This window comes from Microcystis sp. 0824, from assembly GCF_003112475.1.
In the GTDB taxonomy this organism is placed as follows: domain Bacteria; phylum Cyanobacteriota; class Cyanobacteriia; order Cyanobacteriales; family Microcystaceae; genus Microcystis; species Microcystis aeruginosa_C.
In genome coordinates, this window is sequence record NZ_BDSM01000007.1 from 96,893 (window position 1) to 121,796 (window position 24,904).

A 24,904-nucleotide genomic window follows, 5' to 3' on the forward strand; every position below is an offset into this window, starting at 1 on the left:
ATCTATCTTACTTAATTACTCAGGAAGACTTATTTTGATTTCTTCTGGCGTTAATTTTAGCGCGTAAAATCCTCACTTTATAGGGATCAGCATCTTTTCTCCACAGGATCTGATAGCCTTTGATTGTAGCACAATTCTCCTCTAAACATTTTTGCCAACCCTGTAAACGTTCGATCGCTTTTCTATCTTCTAACAATCCCCAATCCTTTTCTAATTGAGTTAAGCGAAGCAATTTATCATAGTTAGGATAATCCGCCGTTACTAAAAGCTCTTTTTCGTGTAGAATTGGCGGATTAGGACTATCCCGATAATCGCGAAAACTAAAATCAGCCGAACCTAAATATACATCCATGCTAGTAGCTAAAATCGGATGTATTTCTGTATCAAAATTGGGGTAATAGAGATAGGAAATTTTGGGTTGACGAAAGGATAAACGAATAACGTTAGCATTTTCTAACCGTCCGATAGTTTGACTAGCACAACCTTCATATAAGCGTAATAACATCGGTAATTTTTCCAGAATGCTAATATGAATAGTTAGGGAATAACGGGAAAGTTTGCCTAGGGAACTATTTTCACAAGTACGAGCGATTGCTGGCAAATTTCCCGCACTTATTAACACTTCTTCTGCTAAAGCGCAAGCATTGCGATAACTGCCAAATAAAGCTTTAAAATCGGCACGGGTAGCGGGGGATAATTCCCGTACTTTCGGACAGTGGCTAAATTGACTTAAAGCTAAATAAAGTAAAAGATCTGCGCGTCTTTTATCGGCAATTATCTCCCATTCTTCCGCTTCTGTTACTTGTAAAATCACTTGAAAAGCTCGTCTAAAAGTCCCAAATTCTGCCTTAATTTCTTCCTCTTGTAATAATTCTCCTGCGACGGGTAAACGTCCCTGCTGGGTGTAAAATTCCATCAGGGGAGTTAATAAATCTTCGTAATCTTCAAAGCGTTTGAGATGGGTTTTAATTTTAGGAGTGGCAGTGCGGGAACGACATCTCGATAAACGAAAAGTTTCGGCTTTTTCTTCCTCTCGAAAAACCAGATAAATTCCCAAAGTTATTGGAATAGAATCAACTCCTAAACTGCTATCAATATACTGTTTTAGTTCTTCCTGTTGATAGTATTTTTGAAAGGTATTGCGACGGGTTATAATTCCATCTTCATAAGCCATTAAACCCCGTTCACTATCATCAATTAAAATCTGTGCCGAAACAATTAAAACTTGACGGGTTAATTGCCAAGCTTTTAATAAAGCTTCCTGCCGTTCTTCGGCGGATTCAATAACATTAATTACATAGCCTAAATTAACAATATCAGATTCAATTAAAGGACTATCGGTACGATAATAAGGATCCCAACCTTCACTTTGATAACCCTGTTCAGCTATGCGTTCTATATCACCTCCATAACCACAACCGTAATCAAAAAAAGTGGTTTCAGGAAGGAATAATCCCGCCGCTAATGCTAATCTTGTCGGACGAGAAAGAGTTTTGCGAACCAGAGCGGCTTTGTGGCGATCAATTATTATCGATTTTTCCTTTTGTCCCTCTAGATGACAAACTAAATAATCTCCTGCAAAATCAAGGTGATGCTTTCTTAAAAGCCGTTGCCATTCCTGTTTAGTACCGATGGGATAAGAACTATTTAAAAGTCCTAAAGCACTCTCGATTTTTGTGAGATGCTCGAATTGTTCATAAAAAGGATAGTCCCTAGTAACAAAAGTTTCTTTTCGGTGTAAAATAGGGGGATTATCAGCATTTTGATAATTCCATTCACTTAAGATTAATGTCCCCAAATCTACCACTAAACTTTTAGTTAAAACTGGGTGCGGTTCCCGATCAAAATCGGGATAAAAAAGATAGGATATTTTCGGTTTATCGGTGCTAAATTTAATTATTGTTGCCTCAGATAAATGCTGATTAATTCTTGCTTGTTGTTCGTAATTCTGGAGGATAGGATCCAGTTGATGTAATGCTTCTCGATGAACATAAAGCGCCCCCGGTAATAGTTTACCGATGGGACTAACTTGACACAGTTGCACGATTAAGGCGAAATTCTCAGCCATAGCAATTAATCTGTCTAATAACAAATTCTAGAGACAGAAAAAACTAAATAAATCTAGTTAAATGAACCCGATAGCGCTCTTTTTTGGTCATAGCAACCTCCCCCACTTCTAAACGACCTTTTCCCCGAAAAGAAATCAAATCACCGGTTTTAACATTATAACTAGATTGACTGATATCTTTCCAGTTAACTCGCACATCCCCAGCACTAATTGCCTCGGCCATTTTACTGCGAGAAATGCCAAAACCCGCCGAGGCAATCGCATCCAAACGTAAGGAAGCTTCCACAGTATTAATTTCTTTTTTTTGCGGGGGTCTAACTTTTAATTCCGTCAAAGGAATCGGGCTAGTTTTCACGGGAACCGAACGCACTTGTAGTAAATTAGCACATAAAAAATCTGCCAATTCAGGCACTACAATCGCCTGCGCTCCTCGCTCACCTAAAACGATTATATCGCCGACTTTTTCCCGGACGATCCCTGTCCCCAACATTGCCCCTAAAAAATCCCGGTGGTTAGCGGTATCAAAAAGAAAATTACCGGCAATATCAAGGGCAGATAGGGGAATATCTGTTTCTGCCAAAGGTAAATCAACTCTAGCAATACCGAGGCGCTGTCTTTCTGCTTGGGGATAACCGCCCGATTTTTGCATTGACACATCGGTTAAACGCTGAAAAACCCGTTCTACTTCCGCCAAAACTGCGGGAGAAAGAAAGTCTGTCACCGTCACTTCCCAAGTCTTAATCGCTTGTTCGGCTTTATCAATAACTTTCGCTATCTCCTCGCGGTTTTCAACACCCTTTAGTAATTCTTCTCTTGGTAACATTGTTTTCTGGTAATTAATCAAAACTTCTTAGGAAAAAATCAGATGACCGATAACTTATTCCCGATAACCGTTCATCTTTCTAGGGCGTATCCTTGCAGATTTTCGGGGTTAAATTGACGGAGGATAAGAGTCGCTTGATTTTTCAGGTTTTCCGAACCCTGCACGATAATAATATATTTTCCAGCACCGAGACGATTGCGATAGGGAAGTGCATCGCCACTGCCGGACGATAAACCCACACCACCACCGACGAAAATACTGCCCATCGCCCCCCCAATCGCCCCGGCAATACCGCCCACGATATGATTGCCCGGTTCTCCGGCCCAATCAAAGGTATGCAATCCCGTAATCAGGTTAAAAAGGTAGCCACCGGCAAAACCGAAGGGAATTAGCCAAAAAGCCATGAGAGTGGCCCGTTTTTTGGCTTGTTGAAAGGGATCGATCAAACCGAACTCATCGGCACTTTTATAGCCGCGACCGAGAATGGTCACTTGAGATTGGGGAATTCCCGCTTTTTCGAGGGCAACGGAAGCTTCTTCTGCTTGTATGCGATCAGCTAACACGGCAATGAGATAATTCATATTCTCCAACTTTTCAGGCTATCTTCATCTCCTATTGTAAGGATTTTGGGGACTGAAAAGCCGCTCGATCGAGAAAATATTCAAGGGGATCCGTTAGTCAATCTTAGATAGGATTGATTAATGTGGAATTATTAGCAATTCAAGAAATTGCTCTATCTTAGTTATTTCTGGCACTAATTGACCATAAAAATCGAGGAAGAGATGCGCGGCAGCTTATTAGTTAAAACTGACTTGACTGCTTAAATAAGGAATTGATTCCCTGACTGAAGATTGACTTCTCTCTTGTGTTTAGTTGTGGCGCTGGGATTCCTAACCGTTGTATGATGGAAAAATGCGAAGACTCACAATCACTCGACCCGACGACTGGCACCTTCATCTCCGCGATGGTTCGGCAATGAAAGCGGTTCTACCCCATACGGTGCGTCAGTTTGCCCGTGCCATTATCATGCCGAATTTAAAGCCCCCAGTGCGCTCAGTCGCCGATGCCGCCTCCTACCGCGATCGCATTCTGGCAGCAGTTCCAGAGGGTCAACAGTTCGAGCCATTGATGACCCTCTATCTCACCGATAATACCAGTCCCGAAGAAATTATGGCGGCGAAAGCTTCCCAGTTTGTCAAAGCGGTGAAATACTACCCAGCCGGTGCCACCACTAATTCCGACTTGGGGGTGACGGACCTTCGTCGGTGCGATGGCGTTTTGGCAGCGATGGAGCAGGTAGATATGCCGCTACTACTGCACGGAGAAGTCACCGATGGTGATATTGATGTGTTCGATCGAGAGAAAGTGTTCATTGAGAAGCACTTGCTCCCACTGATAACAAGATTTCCGAAACTGCGTGTCGTGTTTGAACACATTACCACTGCCGATGCGGTCAAGTTTGTTCTATCTGCTAACAACAACGTCGCCGCCACAATTACGCCCCAACATTTATTGTTTAGCCGAAACATTCTCTTTACCGGTGGCATTCGTCCCCATTTTTATTGCCTGCCGATTTTGAAACGAGAGGATCATCGTTTGGCACTTTTGCAAGCGGCAACATCGGGGAATCCCAAGTTTTTTCTAGGGACCGATAGCGCACCCCATTCTCGCTACAGCAAAGAAAGTTCCTGTGGCTGCGCGGGTTGTTATTCGGCTCTGCACGCCCTAGAGTTGTACGCAGAAGCCTTTGAGAGCGTTGATGCACTTGAGCAACTGGAAGGGTTCGCCAGCTTTCACGGACCGGATTTTTATCAACTCCCTCGGAATACGGAACAAATCACCTTAACCAAAACCCCTTGGCGTATTCCCGATGAATTGCCATTTCCCGAATCCGGACTGGTGCCGTTACGAGCGGGTGAAGAGATAAGCTGGCAATTAGGGGAATAAAAACCGCGAGTCTTGGTAGTTGCGGTCAAGAATTCAAGATTAGTTATTTCCCATGACAATGAGGAGGATCGATAACATTGGCAAAAATTGCCCAAAACACCATGAGCGGCATCGGCAACAAACAGATTAGCCATTGATGACCGGTTAGGGTCGCCGTTGCAAACAGACTGTTCATCACCCCCCATTGACTAAATAAAATTTGTAGGGCAACAGCAGCCACAATCCCCAAAATTAGGATTGGTGCATTAGTAATCGAGGTTGACTGACGACGCAGGTAGTTAACTAGGCTCATCCCTAATTGGCTGATACTGAGCAGATAGATAACCCGTGCCGCCACAAGGGATTGAATTGCCATTGTGCGGGCAACGGCAATATCTCCTGTGGTAGATTTAGCCCACTCAAACATACCAAAAATCAGAATCCAGTTAAACAATGAAACAGCCAAAATTCGGCGCAATAGTTTTTTGGTGATCAAAGGTTCATTGGGATTGCGTGGTGGTGACTGCATAATGCTGGGGGATTTTGCTTCAAAGGCAAGGGGAACAGTCATCGTGACCGAGTTGATCATGTTCAACCAGAGTACTTGTAGGGAGAGGATGGGTAAATCTCGTGCTAGTAAAGTACTGATCAGAATGGTCATCGATTCGCCACCATTGACAGGCAAGAGAAAGGAGATTGCCTTGCGTAAATTTTGATAAACGGTGCGTCCTTCTTCGACAGCAGCCTTGATCGAGGCAAAGTTATCATCAGTGAGGAGCATATCAGCAGATTCCCGGGCGACTTCCGTTCCTCCTTTCCCCATGGCAATGCCGATATCGGCCTGCTTGAGAGCCGGCGCATCATTAACACCATCGCCCGTCATCGCCACGATTTCTCCTTGGGACTGGAGTACTTCCACCAGTTGCAGTTTTTGGGTAGGGGCAACCCTGGCAAATACCGATCCATCGACCACCGCTTGGGCCAGTTGATGATTATCCATTTGCGCTAATTGTTTTCCCTCAAATGCTAAGACTTGTGCTGCCGTTTTAATGCCCATCCGTTCCGCGCTCGCAACGCGCTCGCTACGCGAGATCGCCCGTGCCGTGACAAGATGATCACCGGTAATCATCTTGACCCGAATCCCGGCAGTTTGACAGGCATGAACGGCAGCGATCGCCTCTGGACGAGGAGGGTCAATCATGCCCTGTAATCCTAGAAACACCAAGCCTGTTTCAATATCCTCATGGTCGATAGAATGCTGATGGGTCGCTGCTGCTTTTTTGGCAAAGGCAAGCACCCGTAACCCCTGCTCTGCCATCGTTTCTACCGCTTGCTCGATCTGTTGGGCGTTCAGCACGGTCATCTGACCATAGCGATCAATCATGTGGGAACAACGACGCATTAGCGACTCAACCGATCCCTTGACATAGATCAGGCGAGGTATCCCATCATGCAGGGTTGCCATGTATTGGTACTCAGATTCAAAGGGAATTGCATCTAATCGTGGGGTTGAAGACAATAGCCCCAATTGACTGAGACCTGCTTTGGCGGCGGCCGCAATCAGCGCCCCTTCCGTAGGATCCCCCACCACTGACCAATCTTCTCCCGTTTGTTTTAGCCCGGAGTCATTACAAAGCAAACCAGCTACCAGACAATCCCCTAGGGCCGGGGGCAATTCGTCCGCAAAGGGGCTGCCAGGGTTGCCATCGGTGATCAGACTAATTTCGCCCTTGGGACTATAGCCACCACCACTAACGGCGTAATATTGCCCTTCAGTATAAATGGACTGTACAGTCATTTGATTTTCGGTCAGGGTTCCGGTTTTGTCAGAACAAATGACGGTCGCACTCCCCAATGCTTCCACTGCGGGCAGTTTACGAATAATCGCATGACGACGGGCCATGCGGTTGACCCCAATGGCCAAGGTAATCGTTACCACTGCCGGCAGCCCTTCTGGAATCGCACTCACTGCGAGGGCAACGGCAGCTTCAAACATATCGATCCAAGATTTCCCCCGTCCTAACCCGATGGCAAAGGTCAAGGTTGCTAGGGTCAAAATTGCGTAGAGTAGGGTGCGGCTAAATTGGGCAAATTTACGGGTCAGGGGTGTGCTAAGGCTGACTCGGCTTTCCATCGACTGGGAAATCTGCCCCACTTCGGTGGCGTTGGCCGTAGAGACAACAATCCCTTTGCCCTGTCCAAAGGTAACGAAACTCCCTGCGTAGGCCATGTTTGTCCTTTCTGCTAGGGGCGTATCCCCGGGTAAGGGTTCGATCGCTTTTGACCCGGGCAAGGATTCCCCAGTCAAGGCAGACTCATCCACCTGCAAATTGCGGACTTTCAGCAGCCTCAAGTCCGCCGGCACTTTATCCCCCGATGCCAATAAAACGATATCTCCCGGCACCAAATCCCGAGATGGAATCCGGAGGGTTTGTCCCTCTCGCAACACCGTCGCTTCTGTGGTTACGGCCTTGGCTAGGGAAGCGATCGCACCTTCCGCCTTAGCTTCCTGCACATAGCCAATAATGGCATTGATCAGGGTAACTCCCCAAATCACCGAGGCATTCGTCCAAGACCCTAAAAATGCCTTAATAGTACCCGCAAGCAAGAGAATATAGAGTAGTGGCTGATGAAATTGCTGCAAAAACCTCAACCAAGCTGGTTTCCCAGGCTTAAATCGCAGTTCATTCGGGCCATATTTTTCGTAGCGACTGGCCACTTCTTCTGCTGATAAGCCCGCTGACCCATCGCTGGTCAAGCATTCAATCACCTCTGGTTGAGAAAGTTGATGATACAAGGGCAATGATAATTGAACTGGCATCATGCTCGACCATATTTAGGGAATTATGAATTATGAATTATGAATTATGAATTGGGGAAGTGGGGAAGTGGGGGGGTGGGAATTATGAATTATGAATTATGAATTATGAATTGGGGGGTGGGGAAGCTGTCTCATCACCCTATCACCCCAAAACCCTATCACCCTATTTATTTCCTGACGACCGACGACCGACTCCTGACGACCTTAAGCTCCCGTCTTATTTTGATAATAGTCGCGGGTTCCCTTGGCATCTAGGGCCTCACCGAGACGATCAATGGCGTGGGCGTAGGCGGCGTTACGCAGAGATATATCGAACTCCTGGGCGAAAGACCAGACTTTTTCGGCTTCTGTCACCATTCTTTCTTTTAAGCGCTCATTTATCTCGTTTAATTGCCAATAAAGACCGCTGCGATTTTGCACCCATTCAAAATAACTCACCGTTACCCCACCGGCGTTAACCAAAATATCGGGGAAAACGAGAATCCCTTTTGAGTCTAAAATGCGATCGGCTTCTGAGGTAGTCGGACCATTGGCCACTTCAAAGATATATTTTGCCCGCACGCGATCGGCATTTTCGGCGGTAATTTGGTTTTCTAGGGCAGCTGGAATCAAAATATCTACATCTAGGGCTAATAATTCTTCATTACTAATCGCCTCGTGTTCTACGATATTACACACGGTATCCTGACAGTAAATAGCAGTAATCCCGCGATGTTCCTGTTTATAATCACGAATGCTGGCAATATCTAGGCCTTTTTCCCGATAAATGCCGCCCTGGGAATCACTTACCGCTACCACTTGATAACCGGCTTTGGCGAGGAGCTCCGCCACTACGGCCCCGGCGTTACCGAATCCTTGGACGGCTACGGTAGTATTAGCGGGTTTTTTGTCTAATTTCGGCAAAAGAGAATGGATAACATGAAAAGCACCCGTTCCCGTCGCCGTATCGCGGCCGCGACTGCCTCCCATGGTTAAAGGTTTCCCCGTCACCACCGCCGGACTAATTTTACGCTGAATGATGCTGTACTGGTCCATCATCCAACCCATGATCATCTCGTTGGTATAGACATCGGGGGCAAGAATATCGATATCGGGACCGATAAAGTCGGCTATACCCTCGATATAACCCCGGCTAAGGCGTTCTAACTCGGCTTTTGACAATTCTTTCGGATTGAGGGTAATGCCGCCCTTAGCCCCACCAAAGGGCAAATCCAGCAGGGCGCATTTAAAGGTCATCCAAAAGGCTAGGGACTGCACTTCATCAATGCTGACGTTGGGATGATAGCGCACCCCTCCTTTGCCAGGGCCGCGGGTGTCATCGTAGCGGACGCGGTAGCCTTGGAAGATTCTTAAAGTACCGTTGTCCATACGGACGGGTATGGAGACGCTAAGACTAGCTTTGGGATATTTTAACCGCTCGATCGCATCATCGGAAATGGAGACATACTTAAGGGCGCGTTCCAGGCGACTGCTGGCATCGGTAAAGAGTGATTTTGACATGATTTTTTTTCCCCCTATCTATCCCCATTAGAACACGGGAAAAACAGTATATTTTGCTACAGTTTATTTTTCTTAATTAACCATGAGCGGGAATTGCTGACCAGTGTTCTAAGCTGTACTGAATTTAAACTGCGTCTTAGAAATTTTAGTACAAATGCTCAAACTGCCTCTCCCTGCTCCGCAGCTCCGGCACTCCCCCGCAATCTTAACGAGTAATTTAGATAGTCAACAGCTTAGTATAGGGTCAGTGTTGAGTTAACTTCAGTGAGTAAGAGATTTTCTGGTAAGTATCTAAGCACAATTAATTACACATCTAAGCCACTACTCCGTCAGACTTCTGCTGTGGTGAGCAAACAGAGAACTGAAAACTCAAATCCGATCCCTAATAGCTGTATCCCGTCTCGGAGTCTCGGAGTCTCGGAGTCTCGGAGTCTCAACTAGGAAATTAATTTTGCACGACTACTTACATCATCCACCCCGAGGATGCGATCGCTTAATTCCATTTAATTTTAATTGCCAACGATACTATGACGGCATTTCTTATAAAGATGAAATGTAACCTAATTTGCCATCGACCACCGACCACCGATGCTTGATAGCTAAGAAGCTGACGGCTGACGAATGTTACGATTGTTACAACATCTTGACATTAATTCTGATACCCTGACAATGTGTTAATCTGTGCAGTAGTGGGGCAGAAACTCAGGTGGTATCGATCCATATTTCTATTGTTGAGGGCAACCCGCACTTGCGATCGCTATTAGCTTGGCATCTGCAACAGGCCGGTTATTTGGTTAATCAATCGGCAACCCTGCAAAGTGCGCGTCAAACTTTCCTTCATCGTCAACCAACCTTAGCAATTATCGATTCCGACTTGCCAGACGGGGATGGAATCGAACTCTGCCGTTGGCTTTATCAACAAAAACAGTCTCTAATACTGATTCTCTCGGCCCGTAATGGCGAAAAAGATGTAGTCAATGGTTTAAAAGCCGGGGCCGACGACTACCTGAAAAAGCCCTTTGGAATGCAAGAATTTATGGCTAGGGTAGAAGTGTTAACCCGTCGTTTACGCGGTGCGGCCGCTCCCCTACACTTGGATTATGGGCAATTAAAAATAGATTTAGCCCAACGACGGGTACAATTTCGCGGGGAGTATATCGAATTAACGCCCCAAGAATTTAGCCTACTCTACGTTTTAGCCCAAGCGGAGGGAACACCCCTATCAAGAGCCGATTTGCTGCGTCGCGCTTGGCCCGAGGAAATTGATAATCCCCGGACAATTGATACTCATGTTCTCTCTCTGCGGAAAAAAATCGAAACCGATCCCAGACAACCTAATTTAATTCAAACCGTCCGCAACGTCGGCTATCGTTTTAATCTAGAAATGTTGGCCGAGATGACTTCAGCTTTAGAAGCTAATATTATTGCCCCCACCAAAGGCAATCATAACGGCCATTCCATTAATAAAATTCCTGCTCACAATGTTAGTCGTTAATTCTGGCTTTGTCCGACTGATTAGCCGATTTTTGGCTGAAATCGTCTCCTAACCACTGAATGAAGCAAGGAGACGAAGATCAAATTAAACCATAGTCACCATTGACCGATCCGCTTGTTGCTGAAATTCCGTCAATAAACGTCGGAATTCCTCGCCGTCAATGGTTTCCTGTTCAATCAGTATATCCACCAAGCGATCGATCGCCACACGATTGTCAAGGATAAGTTTTGTTGCTAAATCGTGGCATTGCTTGACAATTTCCCGCACTTGTGCATCAATTTTCGCCATCATCGCGAAAGAATGGTCGGCATGATAACCAGCACCAGCGCCACCGAGATAGGAATTGCCCTCCTCCTCTAGGGCAATCAATCCCAATTCCGACATTCCCAGACGCGTTACCATCTGTCGGGCCAGATAGGTAATTTTTTCAATATCATTACCGGCCCCGGTAGTCACTTCATCCTCACCGAAGACACATTCCTCCGCCACCCGTCCCCCTAATAATCCCGCAATTCGGGCTAATAACTGGGAACGACTGGTTAAACCCTGTTCTTCATCGGGAGTGAACCAAGTTAACCCCTGCGCTTGACCCCGGGGAATCAGGGTGACTTTTTCCACTTGATCGTGGCCAGGACAGAGAGTACCGACAATCGCATGGCCAACTTCATGATAGGCGATCAAACGCTTGGCTTTACTATCAACTAAAGCGCGCCCTTCCATACCGGCCACAATCCGATCAATCGCATCATTGACCTCATCCATGGTAATCGCCTCTTTCCGCCGTCTAGCGGTAAAAATCGCCGCTTCGTTGAGCATATTAGCCAAATCTGCCCCAGTAAAACCCGGTGTGCGCCTGGCGATCGCATCCAGAGCCACATCAGCATCCACCTTTTTATCGCGAGAATGGACCTCCAAAATGGCCAAACGTCCCTTAGAATCTGGATAATCCACCACCACCTGTCGATCAAAACGACCCGGACGCAGCAGGGCCGAATCCAAAACATCGGGGCGGTTGGTGGCGGCAATGACGATAATGCCAGTATTTCCCTCAAAACCGTCCATTTCCGTCAATAATTGGTTCAGAGTTTGTTCCCGTTCATCATTACCTCCTCCATAACCGATCCCTCTTTGACGACCAACGGCATCAATTTCATCGATAAAAACCAAACAAGGGGCATTTTCCTGGGCTTTTCGGAACAGATCTCGCACTCGCGACGCACCAACCCCGACAAACATCTCGACAAATTCCGACCCGGAGATGCTGAAAAAAGGTACTCCTGCCTCTCCTGCGATCGCTTTAGCCAGTAAAGTTTTCCCCGTCCCCGGTGGCCCGATTAAGAGGACTCCTTTCGGGATTTTCGCACCAATAGCCGTAAATTTTTCCGGTTGTTTAAGGAATGTTACTACTTCCTCTAGATCTTCCTTGGCCTCATCCACACCCGCCACATCATTGAATTCTATGCCGGTTTTCGCCTCCATCTGAAACCGCGCCCTTGATTTACCGAAGTTCATCGCTTGACCGGAAGCATTGGCAGAACGACGGATAATAAAGACCAATAATCCCAAGACGAGAATAATCACTAACAGGTTAGTGAGAACATTGATCAAGGCCGAATTGTCAGTGCTAGGGAGAATACCGTATTCAATTTTTTTAGCATCGAGTTTCTTGATTAATTCGGGATTTTGGTCAAATAAATTGACTGCCTTCGGGGGATCCTTGTCCGTTTGACCAACGAGGGTAACTGCTGCCTGCTGCAAAGAAGGATTAATTTCCACCTTTTTTACCTTTCCTTGCTCGATTTTCTCTAACAATTCACCGTAGGTGAGGGTATTTTGGTTTTTTTGACTCCAAGCAGGAGTGACAGGGCCAAAGGTTTGCAGAATCATCCAAGTGGTGACAATCCCTTTCCATACTGGCCGATGACCACGATTCTTAGCTGACTTGGCTCTAACTACGGTGAGCGGAGATTTTTGATCCATAATTGACTCTATATCTAGTTACCCTGTATTCATTGTGACAGATTGACTCGATCGTGACCACTGTTCTGTTTCCCCCAGGCACGACCCTGATGGGAAATAGTGATGACGGTTTTTTGCTATACTATATTTAGCTAGGTGGTCTAATAACTGCCTATCCCAATCACTAACAGTTTAGGGAAGTGGGTTTCGCCCGCTTTTTTTATTGTCTAAATCATGACCCATCCGCTCATCCCCGACCTGCTGCACCTAGCCACCCCTATCGCTGAAAACTTGGGGCTAGAAGTGGTCGATATCGTTTTCCAAACCAATAAAAGGCCTCCCGTCCTGCGCGTCGATATTCGCAATCTTGCGGGAGATACTGGTTTAGAGGACTGTGAGCAGATGAGTCGGTCTTTAGAAACCGCCCTCGACAGTCAAGAAATCTTACCCGGGGCCTACGTTTTGGAAATATCTAGCCCCGGCATTTCTCGACAACTGAGCAGCGAGCGCGAATTTCAGTCTTTTAAAGGTTTTCCCGTCATCGTTACCGGCCAGGATAGCCAAGGAAAATCAAAAGAATGGCGCGGAAAACTGCAAGGTAGAGATGAGCAATCTATTTATCTTAACCAAAAGGGTCGCTCCCTGACCATCGATCGCACCACTGTCATCAGCGTCCGTTTAGATGAGCAGCGCAGTAATCAGTAAACAGTAATCAGTAAACAGTAATCAGTAAACAGTAATCAGTAATCAGTAATCAGTAATCAGTAATCAGGGATAAGGATGAAGATAAATAACTAACTAACTGATTAACTTAAAACTTAAAACTTACATCTGATAACTGATAACTGATAACTGATATAAGGCTAAAAAACTAATACCTCAAAAGTAAGGAGAAAAAATAATTATGGCTACCGTTAATTTGCCCGGTTTAAAAATAATGCTCGAAGAAATTAGCCAACGACATAATCTGCCCAAAAATGCCGTACAGGAAGCCTTGCGTGAGGCACTTATCAAGGGTTACGAACGTTATCGACGCGCCCAAAGTTTAGAAAAAGCCGCTCAATTCCATGAAGATTATTTCAATAACTTTGATGTGGAATTAGACGTAGAAGAAGAAGGGTTTCGCATCCTTTCGACTAAAACTATTGTGGAAGAAGTGACCAATCCCGACCATCACATCGGTCTCAAAGAAGTGCAAGAAGTGGCCGATGAGGCCCAATTAGGGGATGAAGTAGTTCTTGATGTCACCCCCGACCAAAGAGAATTTGGTCGCATGGCGGCGATTCAAACTAAACAGGTTTTACTGCAAAAACTGCGGGATAACCAACGCAAAATGATTCAAGAGGAGTTCCAAGATCTGGAAGGAACGGTTTTACAGGCCCGGGTCGTCCGTTTTGAAAGACAGGCCGCTATTGTCATGGTACAAAGCACCTACGGTCAACCGGAAGTGGAAGCAGAACTACCCAAAAGGGAACAGCTGCCCAACGATAACTATCGCGCCAACGCCACCTTTAAAGTTCTGCTCAAAAAAGTCCTAGAAGGTTCTCACCGTGGCCCGCAATTAATTGTTTCCAGAGCGGCGGCGGGTTTGGTAGTATATCTGTTCGCCAACGAAGTTCCCGAAATCGAAGAGGAAATCGTGCGTATTGTCGCCGTCGCCCGGGAAGCTAATCCCCCCTCCCGTCACGTTGGTTCGCGGACAAAAATCGCCGTCGATACCCTAGAAAGAGACGTAGATCCGGTTGGGGCCTGTATTGGGGCCAGAGGTTCGCGGATTCAAGCCGTGGTTAACGAATTGCGGGGGGAAAAAATCGACGTGATTCGCTGGTCTCCAGATCCCGCCACCTACATCGCCAATGCCCTTAGTCCCGCCCGTATTGACCAAGTTTTGTTCACTAATGCCGAAGAAAGACAAGCATTGGTACTGGTGGCCCAGGATCAATTAAGTTTAGCGATTGGCAAAGAAGGGCAGAACGTGCGTCTAGCCGCCCGTCTGACGGGCTGGAAAATCGATATTAAGGATATCGCCCTGTATAAAGGCGAACAAGAGGTAAAAACCGATGAAACCGACCCAGAAGCGCAGGATTTAGACCAAGAATGAACCCCTTCGTCAATTATCGACGCTGTATTAGCTGCCGTCTCTTCGCCCCGAAAGAATCCTTTTGGCGAATTGTCCGACTACACCCGTCCGGACAGATACAATTAGATCAAGGCATGGGAAGGGCTGCCTATATCTGTCCGCAACCTAATTGCCTGCAACTGGCCCGGCAAAAAAATCGTCTCGGACGGGCCCTAAAAGCCAATATTCCCGAAACGCTCTATGAATCCTTGCAAGAGCGCCTCGGTACTGCCGGGCAATTGAGACCAAATCAGGATTAAAATTGACGATCATAGGCACAAAATCGTTAGCATGGAAAGGGGGCAGTCCTGACAGGATCAAAAAATCAGCCAACTTATAGGATCACTAACACTTTAGCCGGGGGATAATGGATGAGTAACGCGAAAGTCAGAATTTACGATTTATCAAAAGAATTGAATCTAGACAACAAAGACATTTTGGACATCTGTGACCATTTGAACATCGAGTACAAGAGCCACAGTAGCACGATCAGCGAAGAGGATGCCCAACGCATCAAAGCAGTCGCTGCGAAGGGAGTTGTTTCGAGTACCAGTAAAACTAGCATGGGTCAGCGAGAATCGGTTAGTCCTGCCGAAGAAAAAAAACAAAAGATTTTAGCCCTGCATAAACACAACCGCCCCGAAACTGGCGAAGAAGGGGAAATCTATCCCGGTCAAGCCGGTTCCTCAGCTAAACCGACTTTAATCAGTCCTCCCCGTCCCCCGGTTAAACCCCTCGTGGCTGCCCCAGGGCGCGACGGTGCGGCCGAAAAAACTCCCCCCACCGCTGCAGAGATGCCATCTCAGTCCGCCAGTGTTAAAGAAACCCCGACCGAAACGCCGCTAGTACCAGAAGTATCCCCCACCTTAATCGCCCCACCTAATCGACCCTCCCTCACCCCGAAACCACGCCCGGGCAGCGCCTCAGGCCGGCCAGAACCCCGACCTAAAAATGCCCCTGGCGGTAACGACAGGCCCCGGGGAGAAAAACGCGAGCGCGGTGAGAGCGAAAACGCCCCTAGTCCTGAGCGTAGGGTAGGCTTGGCCAAACCAGAAAAACCGACCCTCAACCGCAAACCCGACGGAAAAAGCCCGAAACTGGCGGAACCAGCTAGAGAAGTGCGGGAGACGGTGGAATTGAAGCGCCCAGTTCGCCCTGGTATGCCCGCTAAAATCTCGGCTACCGGCGAGGAAGAAACCGATACCACCAAGAAATCTGGTGTTGATGGCACAGAAATCGATACAGATACCGGATTGCTCGGAGCAGATGGGCCCAAAAAACTCAAACGACCGACCATGCCCCCTCGCATGGCCAAAAAATCTAGCTGGGAAGAAGAAGAAGAAGAAGAGAAAAAAGCGGCCAAAACCGCCAAAACTGCCGGCAAAAACAAACGCCGCACCCAAGCCCTCTTTGAAGATGACGATGATCTAGAATCGGAACTATCCGGGTTAATCAATAGCCCCAGTTTTACCCTTTCCACCGCTCGTCCCCCCAAACCGCCCAGCGCGAAAGCTGCCACCCCTAGCACTCCAACAGCAGTCAAAGTTAAGCGGCCCAGTAAACCAACCGCCCACACCGGCAGTCCGAAAAGCGAGCGTCAAGAACCCCAAGAGGAAAAACGCCCGGAAAGCATCGTCATCACTGGTAGTCTCACCGTGCGCGACCTCTCGGAATTGATGAAAGTCCCGGAAACCGAGATCATCAGAACCCTATTTTTTAAAGGGATGGCGGTTAATATCACCCAAACTCTCGACGTGGACACGATCGAAATGATCGCCAGGGACTTCGAGATGACCGTGGAAACCCCCAGCACCCAGTCGGCGGCGATCAAAACCACGGAGATGATCGATGTCTCCGACTGGGAAAGTCTCCAGCGTCGTCCCCCCGTCGTCACCATTATGGGTCACGTTGACCACGGCAAAACCACCCTCCTCGACTCGATCCGCAAAACCAAAGTCGCCCAGGGGGAAGCCGGCGGCATCACCCAGCACATCGGTGCTTACCACGTCGATGTGGAACATAACGGCAAACCGGAACAGATTGTCTTCTTAGATACCCCCGGCCACGAAGCTTTTACCGCTATGCGGGCCCGTGGGGCGAGAGTCACCGATATAGCGGTGCTGGTGGTGGCCGCCGATGATGGCGTGCAACCCCAAACGAAAGAGGCAATTAGTCACGCCAGGGCCGCCGAAGTCCCCATCGTGGTGGCGATTAACAAAGTCGATAAACCCTCGGCTAACCCCGACCGGATTAAACAGGAATTGACCGAACAGGGACTGGTGGCCGAAGATTGGGGCGGTGAGACGATCATGGTTCCCGTTAGCGCCCTGCGGGGTGAAAATCTCGATAATCTGCTGGAAATGATCCTCTTGGTGGCAGAAGTGGAGGAATTGGTCGCTAACCCCGATCGCTTGGCTAAGGGAACCGTGATCGAAGCTAACCTCGATCGCACCAAAGGCCCCGTGGCTACCCTGCTCGTCCAGAATGGCACTCTCCGCGTGGGTGATAGCATCGTCGCCGGTTCCGTTTTCGGCAAAATTCGGGCCATGATCGATGATCGCGGTCAAAAAGTCGAAGCGGCCACCCCCTCCTTCGCCGTGGAAATTCTCGGTCTTAGTGATGTCCCGGCCGCCGGCGATGAGTTCGATGTCTATGAAAGTGAGAAAGAGGCCCGATCAATTGCCGATCAACGGGCGATCGAACAACGCAACACCCGTTTACAACAGGCCCTCTCCTCCCGTCGCGTTAGCCTTAGCACCCTCTCTATCCAAGCTCAAGAAGGACAACTCAAGGAACTTAATCTCATCCTCAAGGCAGATGTGCAAGGTTCCGTCGAGGCCATCCTCGGTGCGCTCAAACAGTTACCCCAAAACGAAGTGCAGATTCGGGTTCTCCTCGCCTCTCCGGGGGAAATCACCGAAACCGATGTGGATCTGGCCGCCGCTAGTGGTGCGGTGGTGGTGGGCTTTAATACCACCCTGGCCAGTGGGGCGAGAGCTGCCGCCGATCGGGAAGGGGTCGATATCCGCGATTACAATATCATCTACAAGCTTCTCGATGATATTCAAGGGGCGATGGAAGGTCTTCTCGACCCCGAAGAAGTGGAAGAACACCTCGGTTTCGCCGAAGTGCGTGCCGTCTTCACCGTCGGTCGTGGGGCCGTGGCGGGCTGTTATGTCCAATCTGGTAAACTGGTGCGGAATCGCTTCCTGCGCGTGCGTCGCGGCAAGGAAATTGTTTATCAGGGGGTTCTCGATTCCCTCAAACGGATGAAGGAAGATGCCCGGGAAGTGGCGACCGGTTTCGAGTGCGGTGTCGGTGTTTCTAAATTCAATGACTGGAAAGAAGGCGACATTATCGAAGCCTACGAAATGGTCATGAAACGTCGCACTTTATCCAGTTAATTACACTTGAACCGTCGGGAGTCGGGAGTCAGTTATCAGTTATCAGTTATCAGTTATCAGTTATCAGTTATCAGTTATCAGTCATAATTCATAATTCATAATTCCCCCACTCCCCCACTCCCCTGCTCCCCCACTCCCCCATCTCCCCACTTCCCTCTATGAAATCAGAACCTTTTTTGTGGATTCATCTGGCAGGGTTAGCGGCTTTGCCAATCTTTTTACAAATCGCTTGGATTGGTTTAGCTGTGGGCGATCCCTTGCCTTTTCTTTGGCTAGAATGGCTATTTCTGGGAGCGATCGCTATCATTCCAGTCTTTTGGATGCAGTGGACAAAACCTTTTGATATCTTTAGTCTTTTGTTGGTTGCTCTGAAACCGAGTCAACTCACCCCCGAACAGTTAAAAATTCTCTCTCTTTTTCAACGTCCTCGCCATCGTCTTCTTACTCTTTTGGGAGTCGTCCTCTTAATTCTCATCGCTTGGGCCATCTATAATTTTGCCCCTCTAGCGGCTGCCGTGGCCGCCTATCTCCCCCAATGGCGGCTTTTAGGTTTAGTCATCGCTGCGATCGCTCTCCTCTTAAGTCACCTATTTTTACAGGTTCCTCTGAGTGTTCTGGGGGTTTTAGCCACGAAGGAAAGTGACTGGACAGCCACCGAAGCTTTAGTTATTGAGCGCATTCCTGAGTTATTTACCATTATTGGTCTAAAAGTTAATAAAATTATCTAAATTAGCAAAAATGCCGACAATTTCGCCTAGGAATGCAGGATCGAGCGCCCGTTTAAGGGTTGAATATTCCTCGCATTACGGGGAAAAATCGCGGCCAATTGTTGCAGTTGTTCGGGAGAAATTTCGATCGCATTTTGCCAGACTAACCAGAGAACATCCTCGCTACAGGGGGGAGTGGACAAAGACCCCCGATATTCATAAAAATCGCTATTTTCCGGCAGTAAAAGCCCGACATTGACCCAAGTATCGGGGATAATCATTTCAGGAGAAGGTTCTTGGGGCAAATAATCCCAAATGGTTTGTAAATAGGGATTATTTGCCCCAATTTCGGCTAAGATGCCCACAACTGCTAAATTTCCCTTCCCATTTCGATGCACTAAATGAATTTCTAGAGGGAAAGACTGACCTTTAATCTGATGTTCGCTGGGATGATGAAAATGGAACTGCAACAAATCCCATTTTTCACCGTGAAAACTCATATTTCCTCCTTTTTCGGTCTGAACTAAGATTGTACGACCGTTATGGCGAATTTTTAGGGGTATAGGACGATAATTAAAGGTGGGGTGGTATAGCTCTTTTTCAGTCACTATACTCAGATCGATCGGTGTTTGTTGCTTTCCCGTGGTGCAGAGGCGATAATTCCTTGATAATTCGCCCCAATGGTCAATATTTTGATAATTCCAAGTAAATTCTGGATTAATAGCCCCAAGAAGAGCCTGAGAGCCTATAAATTGCAGTAATTCTCGTCTATACATGGGATTCAATTCAGCAAACCCTAATTAGAGATTTTCATCGGGATTTATGCCCAATTCCCGCAGTTTAGCCGCTAATTTTGCGGATTTCTGCCTTTCCTGTTCAACTTGGGTTTCTGCCTGTTGTGCCGCTTCTGCGGGAGTGGGTACTAATTCACCTTCGGGGGTAAAATAGCGCAATTTATTGGCAGATAAACCCAAATATAAGCCTAATTGTTGACTCCAGAGCCATCCCTGGGGATTGGGGGCAATCGGTTGATATTGACCGCTAATTAGGGTAAATCCTTCAAATTCTAGGCTTTCTGGGTCAAACCAAAAATAATCGGGAGTGCGAAATATATCTTGATAAATTTGTTTTTTCTCCTCTCGGTCAACTTTGGCGGTACTATCGGAGAGAATTTCCACAATTAAATTGGGATATTTGCCCTCTTCTCGCCAAACTACCCAACTTCTGCGGTTAGGATTGGGATTTGTCCCCAAAACCACGAAAAAATCGGGACCACGGCAGAATTCTGACTTTTTCTGGTTAGGACTGTAATAAATGGTTAAATTGCCGGCGGCAAAATAATCTTCTCGCTCGCGCCACCACCATTCTAAACACTGAATTAATAAAATAATTTGTTGTAGATGTAGGTTACTTTCCAAAGGGGGTTCATCACTCCAAAATTCGCCTTCTGGGAAGATTATCTCAGGGTTTACATGGGACTCGACTAGGGGTAAGCTTTGAGCGATAGTCATGGTTTTCCAACAGAGATAGGTTGATAATTAATTATAAACTAAATTTGTTACAGCAGTTAGCAATCAGTCCTCAGCCTTTAGCTATTTCACTGTAGATTTATCGATGTTTTAACCTTGCGAATCAGTGCTATTTTTGGGAAGTTGTTGATATTTTTTCTATTCGATTTGACTAAACTAGACCTCTTGCAAAAGTCTTAAGTCGATCCTTGTACAGCAACATTTTTGAAGATTATCAACTACTAATAAATAATTAACTGAAAGTCCCTCCCATTATTGTTTCTATCGTTTGTTTTCGGATTTATGCAAGAGGTCTACTAGACCTACCTTTTCTCTAAGATTAGTAAATATTCGGATTTCATGCCATCAGGATTTTTATTCTTGCGAGATTTGAATAATTGTCTGGTTTTAATTCTATCCTCAAAGACGGTATTAAAAATAAAGCCATTTTCCTGAAAATATTCCTTTAATATTCGCCAAGTTTCTACTTCCACTCCATCCACTTTTGGATTACCGACAAAAATGCAAGCTTTCCCAGCTTGTTTTAATTTTCTGGTGGCATTTTCTAAAGCGTTGATAGTGTGACAAAAATAGGAATCGAGTATTTTATGTAAATTCTCTTTTTCTAAACTTGATCTCACTCGATTTAAGGTTTCAGTTTCGATTAATCTGGTAGCCTGTCGGTAGGGAATTTCTAGCTTAGAGATTTTTTGTACTTCTTTTTCTGTATATCCTAACCAATATAAATCTAGTTTTGCTGTTCTGATATATTCCTGTGCTTGCAGATAGGGGGGGGAACTAATTAAACAATCTAACTCTAGATTTTGATCGATCTCAAAAGTGGCACTATCTACTCCCCCATAAAAAAGCACTTGATTACAATTATGCCAAGTTACGGTAATATATTGATTGACGCTGGTTAAAGTTTCCAAACTCATCTCTTTTATCGTTCGTTTTAATTCCTCTTGCCAATCTCTTTGTAATAGTTCTTGTATATCTGATTTTTTGTATTTCGATTGAAATAATTTAGGTTTGGTATGTTCTGCATAGGAAAACTGTTTACTAACTTTCACTAAAACCGCTTGAATGATCTGGGAATACAAATCAGTTTCTAGACTTTTTTGACCTGCCCAAAGTTTCTGCAAAACTGCTAAAATCTCCTCTGGATACCAATAGTTTAAATTTGACCACTGAGGGATAAATTTATCCTTGCTGGCAAAAACTTCTAAGATTTTTTTATCTAACTCTGAGTAACTCAATGGTTCTTGGTTTTCTGTGATCTTAATCGGAATAATATGGTTTAAAAGATAATTAAGGTCAGTTAAAACCGCATTTCTTTGACAAAGTTTAGCCTCTAAACCCACCGTACCTGAACCCGCAAAAGGATCGATAATCCAATCATCCTTTTTACTGTAATTATCAAGACAAAATCTCACCACTTGGGGAATAAATTTAGCAGGATAATAATAGATGCCATGGGTTAGATAACTGGTGCTGGTGATTTCTGGTACTAAATCTCGAAAAGAAACTAATCGCGGAACACCGCGATTAAATCCTTCAAGATAATTAAAAGTAAAAAGTTCTGACTGCATGATTCGGCTATCAATTCTGCTTAGGGTGGATCGGCCAATTAAAATAAAGATTAACCGTAGTTGATTAATATTCTAACTTATCGTCCCCCAACCTAACCGACAACTCAGCTTTTTTGCTTTTTACTTTTTACTTAACGTGATATACTGCCAGAGGAAAAAATGACGTTTTAATTAGTCTGCGTGAATAGCCAATCCTCGACAATTATAGAACAGGTTAGAGTCCTTGACCCCTTGACACAAACCGATCGCATTGCCGATGTCTGGATTGAGGAGGGGGTAATTAAAGCGATCGAATCTCAGCTTCCCCCAAGAGAAAATAGTAACTATATTTCCGGTCAAAACTGTATTTTTGCTCCCGGATTAGTCGATCTCTACAGTCATTCCGGGGAACCCGGCCACGAGGACAGAGAAACCCTCGCATCTTTGCTCAAAGCGGCCACGGCCGGAGGCTGCACCCGGGTGGCAATTCTCCCCAATACTCTCCCCCCTCTCGATCACCCCGCACTCATTAGCACATTACAGCAAAAAAGTCAAGGGTTTTTTGACTCAAAATCGACTCGTCTGCATTTTTGGGCAAGTCTTACCCTGGGAAGACAAGGGCAAAAAATGACCGAATTAGCTGATTTAATGCCTGTAGCGGTGGGTTTTACCGATAATCGCGGTCTGGAAGATTTGGGACTGTTGCGGCACTTATTGGAATACCTAAAACCCTTCGGTAAAAATATCGCCCTTTCCCCGGTAAATCAGCAATTAAAGGGTAATGGAGTCATGCGTGAGGGAGAAACCTCGATTCGCTTCGGTTTACCGGGGGATCCTGCTATTTCCGAAACCACTGCTTTAGCCACAATTTTAGAAATCGTCGGCGAAATTAATACACCTGTTCACCTAATGCGAATTTCTACCCGTCGAGGAGTGGAATTAATTCGCGAGGCAAAAATGCGGGGATTGCCGATAACCGCTAGTGTGACGTGGTTGCATCTCCTCTTAAATACAGGATCGATCGCCAGCTACCATCCCAGTTTACACCTCGCTCCACCCTTGGGCAACGAAAGCGATCGCAAGGCGTTAATTGCGGCAATTAAGGAGGGAATTATCGATGCAATCGCGATCGATCATCGTCCCTATACCTACGAAGAAAAAACCGTCTCTTTTGCAGAAGCACCCCCCGGCGCGATCGGGTTAGAATTAGCTTTACCGCTACTCTGGGAAAAATTAGTAATAACCGGGCAATTATCAGCTTTACAATTATGGCAAGCGCTTAGTCTCAATCCCTGTCATTGTTTACAACAAAAACCGGCATCTCTCAACCCCGGTAATCCCGCAGAAGCAATTCTTTTTCATCCCCAAGCAAGCTGGAAAGTAACAGCAAATAATCTTCACTCCCTCAGTCATAATACTTTCTGGTTAAATCAAACAATTACGGGAAAAGTCTTAGAAATGTGGAATTTTTAAAGGGTGGCCAATTTCTATCTTGAGACTCTCCTAGTTTTTTGGATAATGATCAGCTAGAATTCTAGAGAGAACTAGAGTAATGCCATGGAAAAAGAACTGGTATCGGACAAGCGCGGTTATCTGCTTCGCACGGTGGCAGAAGCTAAAGAAATTGTCCTTAATTGGTTGCAGGAAATAAATTTAGTTAATGCGATTAAATTAGGTTTACCAGAAGTGGATGACAGATATCATATTTGGCGAATTCCTTTATGTAATGAACAGAAAAAAACCGTTGGGGAAGTGGTGATCGATGCCTACACCACCGAAATTTTAGCCGATAGGACAACCCGGACTGAAATTATTATCGCTCGTCTGTTAAAACAGGATGAATCTAAATTAGAAACCCCCAAGAAAACTAAAAAAGAATATAAGCTTTCCTCTCTGAGAAATACCATCGGATTTGGTGATTGTAGCGAACTTTTGGAGGAAATGCCCGCAGAAAGTGTTGATTTAATCTTTACCTCACCACCCTATTTTAATGCTCGCCTGGAATATTCGGAATTTGAAGAATACGAAAGCTATCTATTGAAGCTGCGACAGGTGATAAGAAAATGTCATCGAGTTTTGAGTGAAGGACGTTTTTTTGTCATTAATATTTCTCCCGTGCTGTTGCGTCGTGCTTCGCGTAATCAAGCTTCTAAACGTATTGCTGTCCCCTTTGATTTGCATCGAATTTTTATTGAAGAAGGTTACGACTTTATTGATGATATTATTTGGCTAAAACCAGAGGGAGCAGGGTGGGCAACTGGTAGAGGGCGCAGATTTGCCGCCGATCGCAATCCTCTCCAATACAAAACTGTGCCGGTGACTGAATACGTTTTAGTGTATCGTAAACACACGGATTTACTCATCGATTGGCATATTCGTAATCATCCCGATCAAGAAGTAGTAAAAGCCTCAAAAATTGCCGATGGTTATGAACGCACTAATGTTTGGAAGATTAACCCAGTCACTAACTCAAAACATCCCGCCGCTTTTCCCGTAGAATTGGCAGAAAAAGTGATTACCTATTACTCTTTTAAAGGTGATGTGGTTTTAGATACCTTTGCTGGTTCAGGAACCGTGGGACTAGCGGCCGCTTCTTTAGATAGACGTTTTGTTTTATTCGAGAGTAATTTTAATTATATTGAAATGATACGAAAGCTAATTACTGAAGGCAATCAGACTGATTTAGACTCAATTATTTGGCTTAATTGTCCGTTAGAAAACTAACAACAAGCAAGATAAACCCCATGACAGCCAGTAAAAGTCACGCTTATTTTACTCCAAAAGACTATCTAGAAATAGATAAAATTAGCCCCATTAAACCAGAATATATGCGAGGGCAAATCTTGGCAATGGCTGGGACAAGTAAAGCCCATGTTATCATCACGGGTAATCTTTCAGCCCAACTAATTAACCGTAACGTTTGAGGGGGAACAGAAGCACTGTATTGGCTAAAAAAAGAAAAAGCTCCCACCATGAAGGTGACAGCTAACTTGATTCTCTATT

Annotated in this window: 19 protein-coding genes; 10 read left to right on the forward strand and 9 right to left on the reverse strand. The window is 45.8% G+C overall.

Annotation, left to right across the window (positions count from 1 at the left end; translation table 11 throughout):
* Positions 1-19: 19 nt before the first annotated feature.
* The 3 genes from N0824_RS02935 to N0824_RS02945 all read right to left on the reverse strand — a co-directional run bounded on the left by N0824_RS02935 (position 20) and on the right by N0824_RS02945 (position 3,472).
* Complete coding sequence (locus N0824_RS02935; RefSeq protein WP_108935637.1) at positions 20-2,068, reverse strand: DNA phosphorothioation-associated putative methyltransferase; 2,049 nt, start codon at positions 2,066-2,068, stop codon at positions 20-22.
* 43 nt (positions 2,069-2,111) lie between these two features.
* Positions 2,112-2,891 (reverse strand): photosystem II S4 domain protein, encoded by a 780-nt coding sequence (locus N0824_RS02940; RefSeq protein ID WP_108935638.1) that lies wholly within the window; start codon positions 2,889-2,891, stop codon positions 2,112-2,114.
* A gap of 71 nt (positions 2,892-2,962) precedes the next feature.
* Positions 2,963-3,472 (reverse strand): hypothetical protein, encoded by a 510-nt coding sequence (locus N0824_RS02945; protein ID WP_002789175.1) that lies wholly within the window; start codon positions 3,470-3,472, stop codon positions 2,963-2,965.
* Positions 3,473-3,803: 331 nt separating this feature from the next.
* Between N0824_RS02945 and pyrC the strand changes: the two genes are divergently transcribed.
* Positions 3,804-4,838, forward strand: a complete 1,035-nt coding sequence (pyrC, locus tag N0824_RS02950) for a dihydroorotase (protein WP_108935639.1) — start codon at positions 3,804-3,806, stop codon at positions 4,836-4,838.
* A gap of 43 nt (positions 4,839-4,881) precedes the next feature.
* Here pyrC and N0824_RS02955 read toward each other — a convergent pair whose 3' ends face one another.
* Together N0824_RS02955 and N0824_RS02960 are read right to left on the reverse strand one after the other, a co-directional pair.
* On the reverse strand, positions 4,882-7,638 hold the full coding sequence (locus N0824_RS02955; protein WP_108935640.1) for a cation-transporting P-type ATPase: 2,757 nt from the start codon (positions 7,636-7,638) through the stop codon (positions 4,882-4,884).
* 204 nt (positions 7,639-7,842) lie between these two features.
* Positions 7,843-9,138, reverse strand: coding sequence for a Glu/Leu/Phe/Val dehydrogenase (locus tag N0824_RS02960; RefSeq protein WP_108935641.1), 1,296 nt, complete (start codon positions 9,136-9,138; stop codon positions 7,843-7,845).
* Positions 9,139-9,844: 706 nt separating this feature from the next.
* Here N0824_RS02960 and N0824_RS02965 point away from each other — a divergent pair.
* Positions 9,845-10,633 (forward strand): response regulator transcription factor, encoded by a 789-nt coding sequence (locus N0824_RS02965; RefSeq protein WP_108935642.1) that lies wholly within the window; start codon positions 9,845-9,847, stop codon positions 10,631-10,633.
* 84 nt (positions 10,634-10,717) lie between these two features.
* Here N0824_RS02965 and ftsH read toward each other — a convergent pair whose 3' ends face one another.
* Complete coding sequence (gene ftsH, locus N0824_RS02970; protein WP_108935643.1) at positions 10,718-12,613, reverse strand: ATP-dependent zinc metalloprotease FtsH; 1,896 nt, start codon at positions 12,611-12,613, stop codon at positions 10,718-10,720.
* 213 nt (positions 12,614-12,826) lie between these two features.
* On the opposite strand from ftsH, the gene rimP reads away from it, so the two are divergent.
* The 5 genes from rimP to N0824_RS02995 all read left to right on the forward strand — a co-directional run bounded on the left by rimP (position 12,827) and on the right by N0824_RS02995 (position 18,843).
* Positions 12,827-13,297: a ribosome maturation factor RimP gene (gene rimP, locus N0824_RS02975; protein ID WP_108935644.1), complete on the forward strand. Its 471-nt coding sequence runs from the start codon at positions 12,827-12,829 to the stop codon at positions 13,295-13,297.
* Positions 13,298-13,496: 199 nt separating this feature from the next.
* Positions 13,497-14,693, forward strand: coding sequence for a transcription termination factor NusA (gene nusA, locus N0824_RS02980; RefSeq protein ID WP_108935645.1), 1,197 nt, complete (start codon positions 13,497-13,499; stop codon positions 14,691-14,693).
* Complete coding sequence (locus tag N0824_RS02985; RefSeq protein WP_108935646.1) at positions 14,690-14,971, forward strand: YlxR family protein; 282 nt, start codon at positions 14,690-14,692, stop codon at positions 14,969-14,971. The genes nusA and N0824_RS02985 overlap by 4 nt, the downstream gene beginning before the upstream one ends.
* Before the next feature lie 111 nt (positions 14,972-15,082).
* Positions 15,083-18,115, forward strand: a complete 3,033-nt coding sequence (infB, locus tag N0824_RS02990) for a translation initiation factor IF-2 (protein WP_108935647.1) — start codon at positions 15,083-15,085, stop codon at positions 18,113-18,115.
* A gap of 158 nt (positions 18,116-18,273) precedes the next feature.
* Positions 18,274-18,843, forward strand: coding sequence for a low-complexity tail membrane protein (locus N0824_RS02995; protein ID WP_108935648.1), 570 nt, complete (start codon positions 18,274-18,276; stop codon positions 18,841-18,843).
* A gap of 26 nt (positions 18,844-18,869) precedes the next feature.
* Here the strand turns inward: N0824_RS02995 and N0824_RS03000 are convergent, their stop codons facing one another.
* The 3 genes from N0824_RS03000 to N0824_RS03010 form a co-directional block, all read right to left on the reverse strand.
* A complete protein-coding gene (locus N0824_RS03000) occupies positions 18,870-19,598 on the reverse strand; it encodes a carbonic anhydrase (RefSeq protein ID WP_108935649.1) in 729 nt (242 codons plus the stop codon).
* 24 nt (positions 19,599-19,622) lie between these two features.
* Positions 19,623-20,333, reverse strand: a complete 711-nt coding sequence (locus tag N0824_RS03005; RefSeq protein WP_108935650.1) for a Uma2 family endonuclease — start codon at positions 20,331-20,333, stop codon at positions 19,623-19,625.
* Between the two features lie 320 nt (positions 20,334-20,653).
* Positions 20,654-21,922, reverse strand: a complete 1,269-nt coding sequence (locus tag N0824_RS03010) for a DNA methyltransferase (RefSeq protein WP_108935651.1) — start codon at positions 21,920-21,922, stop codon at positions 20,654-20,656.
* Between the two features lie 180 nt (positions 21,923-22,102).
* Between N0824_RS03010 and N0824_RS03015 the strand changes: the two genes are divergently transcribed.
* From N0824_RS03015 to N0824_RS03025, 3 genes are all read left to right on the forward strand, one after another.
* Positions 22,103-23,374, forward strand: coding sequence for a dihydroorotase (locus tag N0824_RS03015; protein ID WP_108935652.1), 1,272 nt, complete (start codon positions 22,103-22,105; stop codon positions 23,372-23,374).
* A gap of 84 nt (positions 23,375-23,458) precedes the next feature.
* Positions 23,459-24,625 (forward strand): site-specific DNA-methyltransferase, encoded by a 1,167-nt coding sequence (locus tag N0824_RS03020; RefSeq protein WP_108935653.1) that lies wholly within the window; start codon positions 23,459-23,461, stop codon positions 24,623-24,625.
* Positions 24,626-24,645: 20 nt separating this feature from the next.
* On the forward strand, positions 24,646-24,825 hold the full coding sequence (locus N0824_RS03025) for a hypothetical protein (protein ID WP_108935654.1): 180 nt from the start codon (positions 24,646-24,648) through the stop codon (positions 24,823-24,825).
* Positions 24,826-24,904 lie beyond the last annotated feature (79 nt).

Excerpts from the sequence above, each read along its gene's own strand:
- N0824_RS03000 (WP_108935649.1), bottom strand. The coding sequence starts at position 19,598 with ATGTATAGACGAGAATTACTGCAATTTATAGGCTCTCAGGCTCTTCTT.
- pyrC (WP_108935639.1), top strand. The coding sequence starts at position 3,804 with ATGCGAAGACTCACAATCACTCGACCCGACGACTGGCACCTTCATCTC.
- N0824_RS03005 (WP_108935650.1), bottom strand. The coding sequence starts at position 20,333 with ATGACTATCGCTCAAAGCTTACCCCTAGTCGAGTCCCATGTAAACCCT.
- N0824_RS02995 (WP_108935648.1), top strand. The coding sequence starts at position 18,274 with ATGAAATCAGAACCTTTTTTGTGGATTCATCTGGCAGGGTTAGCGGCT.
- N0824_RS02960 (WP_108935641.1), bottom strand. The coding sequence starts at position 9,138 with ATGTCAAAATCACTCTTTACCGATGCCAGCAGTCGCCTGGAACGCGCC.
- N0824_RS03010 (WP_108935651.1), bottom strand. The coding sequence starts at position 21,922 with ATGCAGTCAGAACTTTTTACTTTTAATTATCTTGAAGGATTTAATCGC.
- rimP (WP_108935644.1), top strand. The coding sequence starts at position 12,827 with ATGACCCATCCGCTCATCCCCGACCTGCTGCACCTAGCCACCCCTATC.
- nusA (WP_108935645.1), top strand. The coding sequence starts at position 13,497 with ATGGCTACCGTTAATTTGCCCGGTTTAAAAATAATGCTCGAAGAAATT.
- N0824_RS03020 (WP_108935653.1), top strand. The coding sequence starts at position 23,459 with ATGGAAAAAGAACTGGTATCGGACAAGCGCGGTTATCTGCTTCGCACG.
- N0824_RS02945 (WP_002789175.1), bottom strand. The coding sequence starts at position 3,472 with ATGAATTATCTCATTGCCGTGTTAGCTGATCGCATACAAGCAGAAGAA.
- N0824_RS02985 (WP_108935646.1), top strand. The coding sequence starts at position 14,690 with ATGAACCCCTTCGTCAATTATCGACGCTGTATTAGCTGCCGTCTCTTC.
- ftsH (WP_108935643.1), bottom strand. The coding sequence starts at position 12,613 with ATGGATCAAAAATCTCCGCTCACCGTAGTTAGAGCCAAGTCAGCTAAG.
- infB (WP_108935647.1), top strand. The coding sequence starts at position 15,083 with ATGAGTAACGCGAAAGTCAGAATTTACGATTTATCAAAAGAATTGAAT.
- N0824_RS02935 (WP_108935637.1), bottom strand. The coding sequence starts at position 2,068 with ATGGCTGAGAATTTCGCCTTAATCGTGCAACTGTGTCAAGTTAGTCCC.
- N0824_RS03025 (WP_108935654.1), top strand. The coding sequence starts at position 24,646 with ATGACAGCCAGTAAAAGTCACGCTTATTTTACTCCAAAAGACTATCTA.
- N0824_RS02955 (WP_108935640.1), bottom strand. The coding sequence starts at position 7,638 with ATGCCAGTTCAATTATCATTGCCCTTGTATCATCAACTTTCTCAACCA.
- N0824_RS02940 (WP_108935638.1), bottom strand. The coding sequence starts at position 2,891 with ATGTTACCAAGAGAAGAATTACTAAAGGGTGTTGAAAACCGCGAGGAG.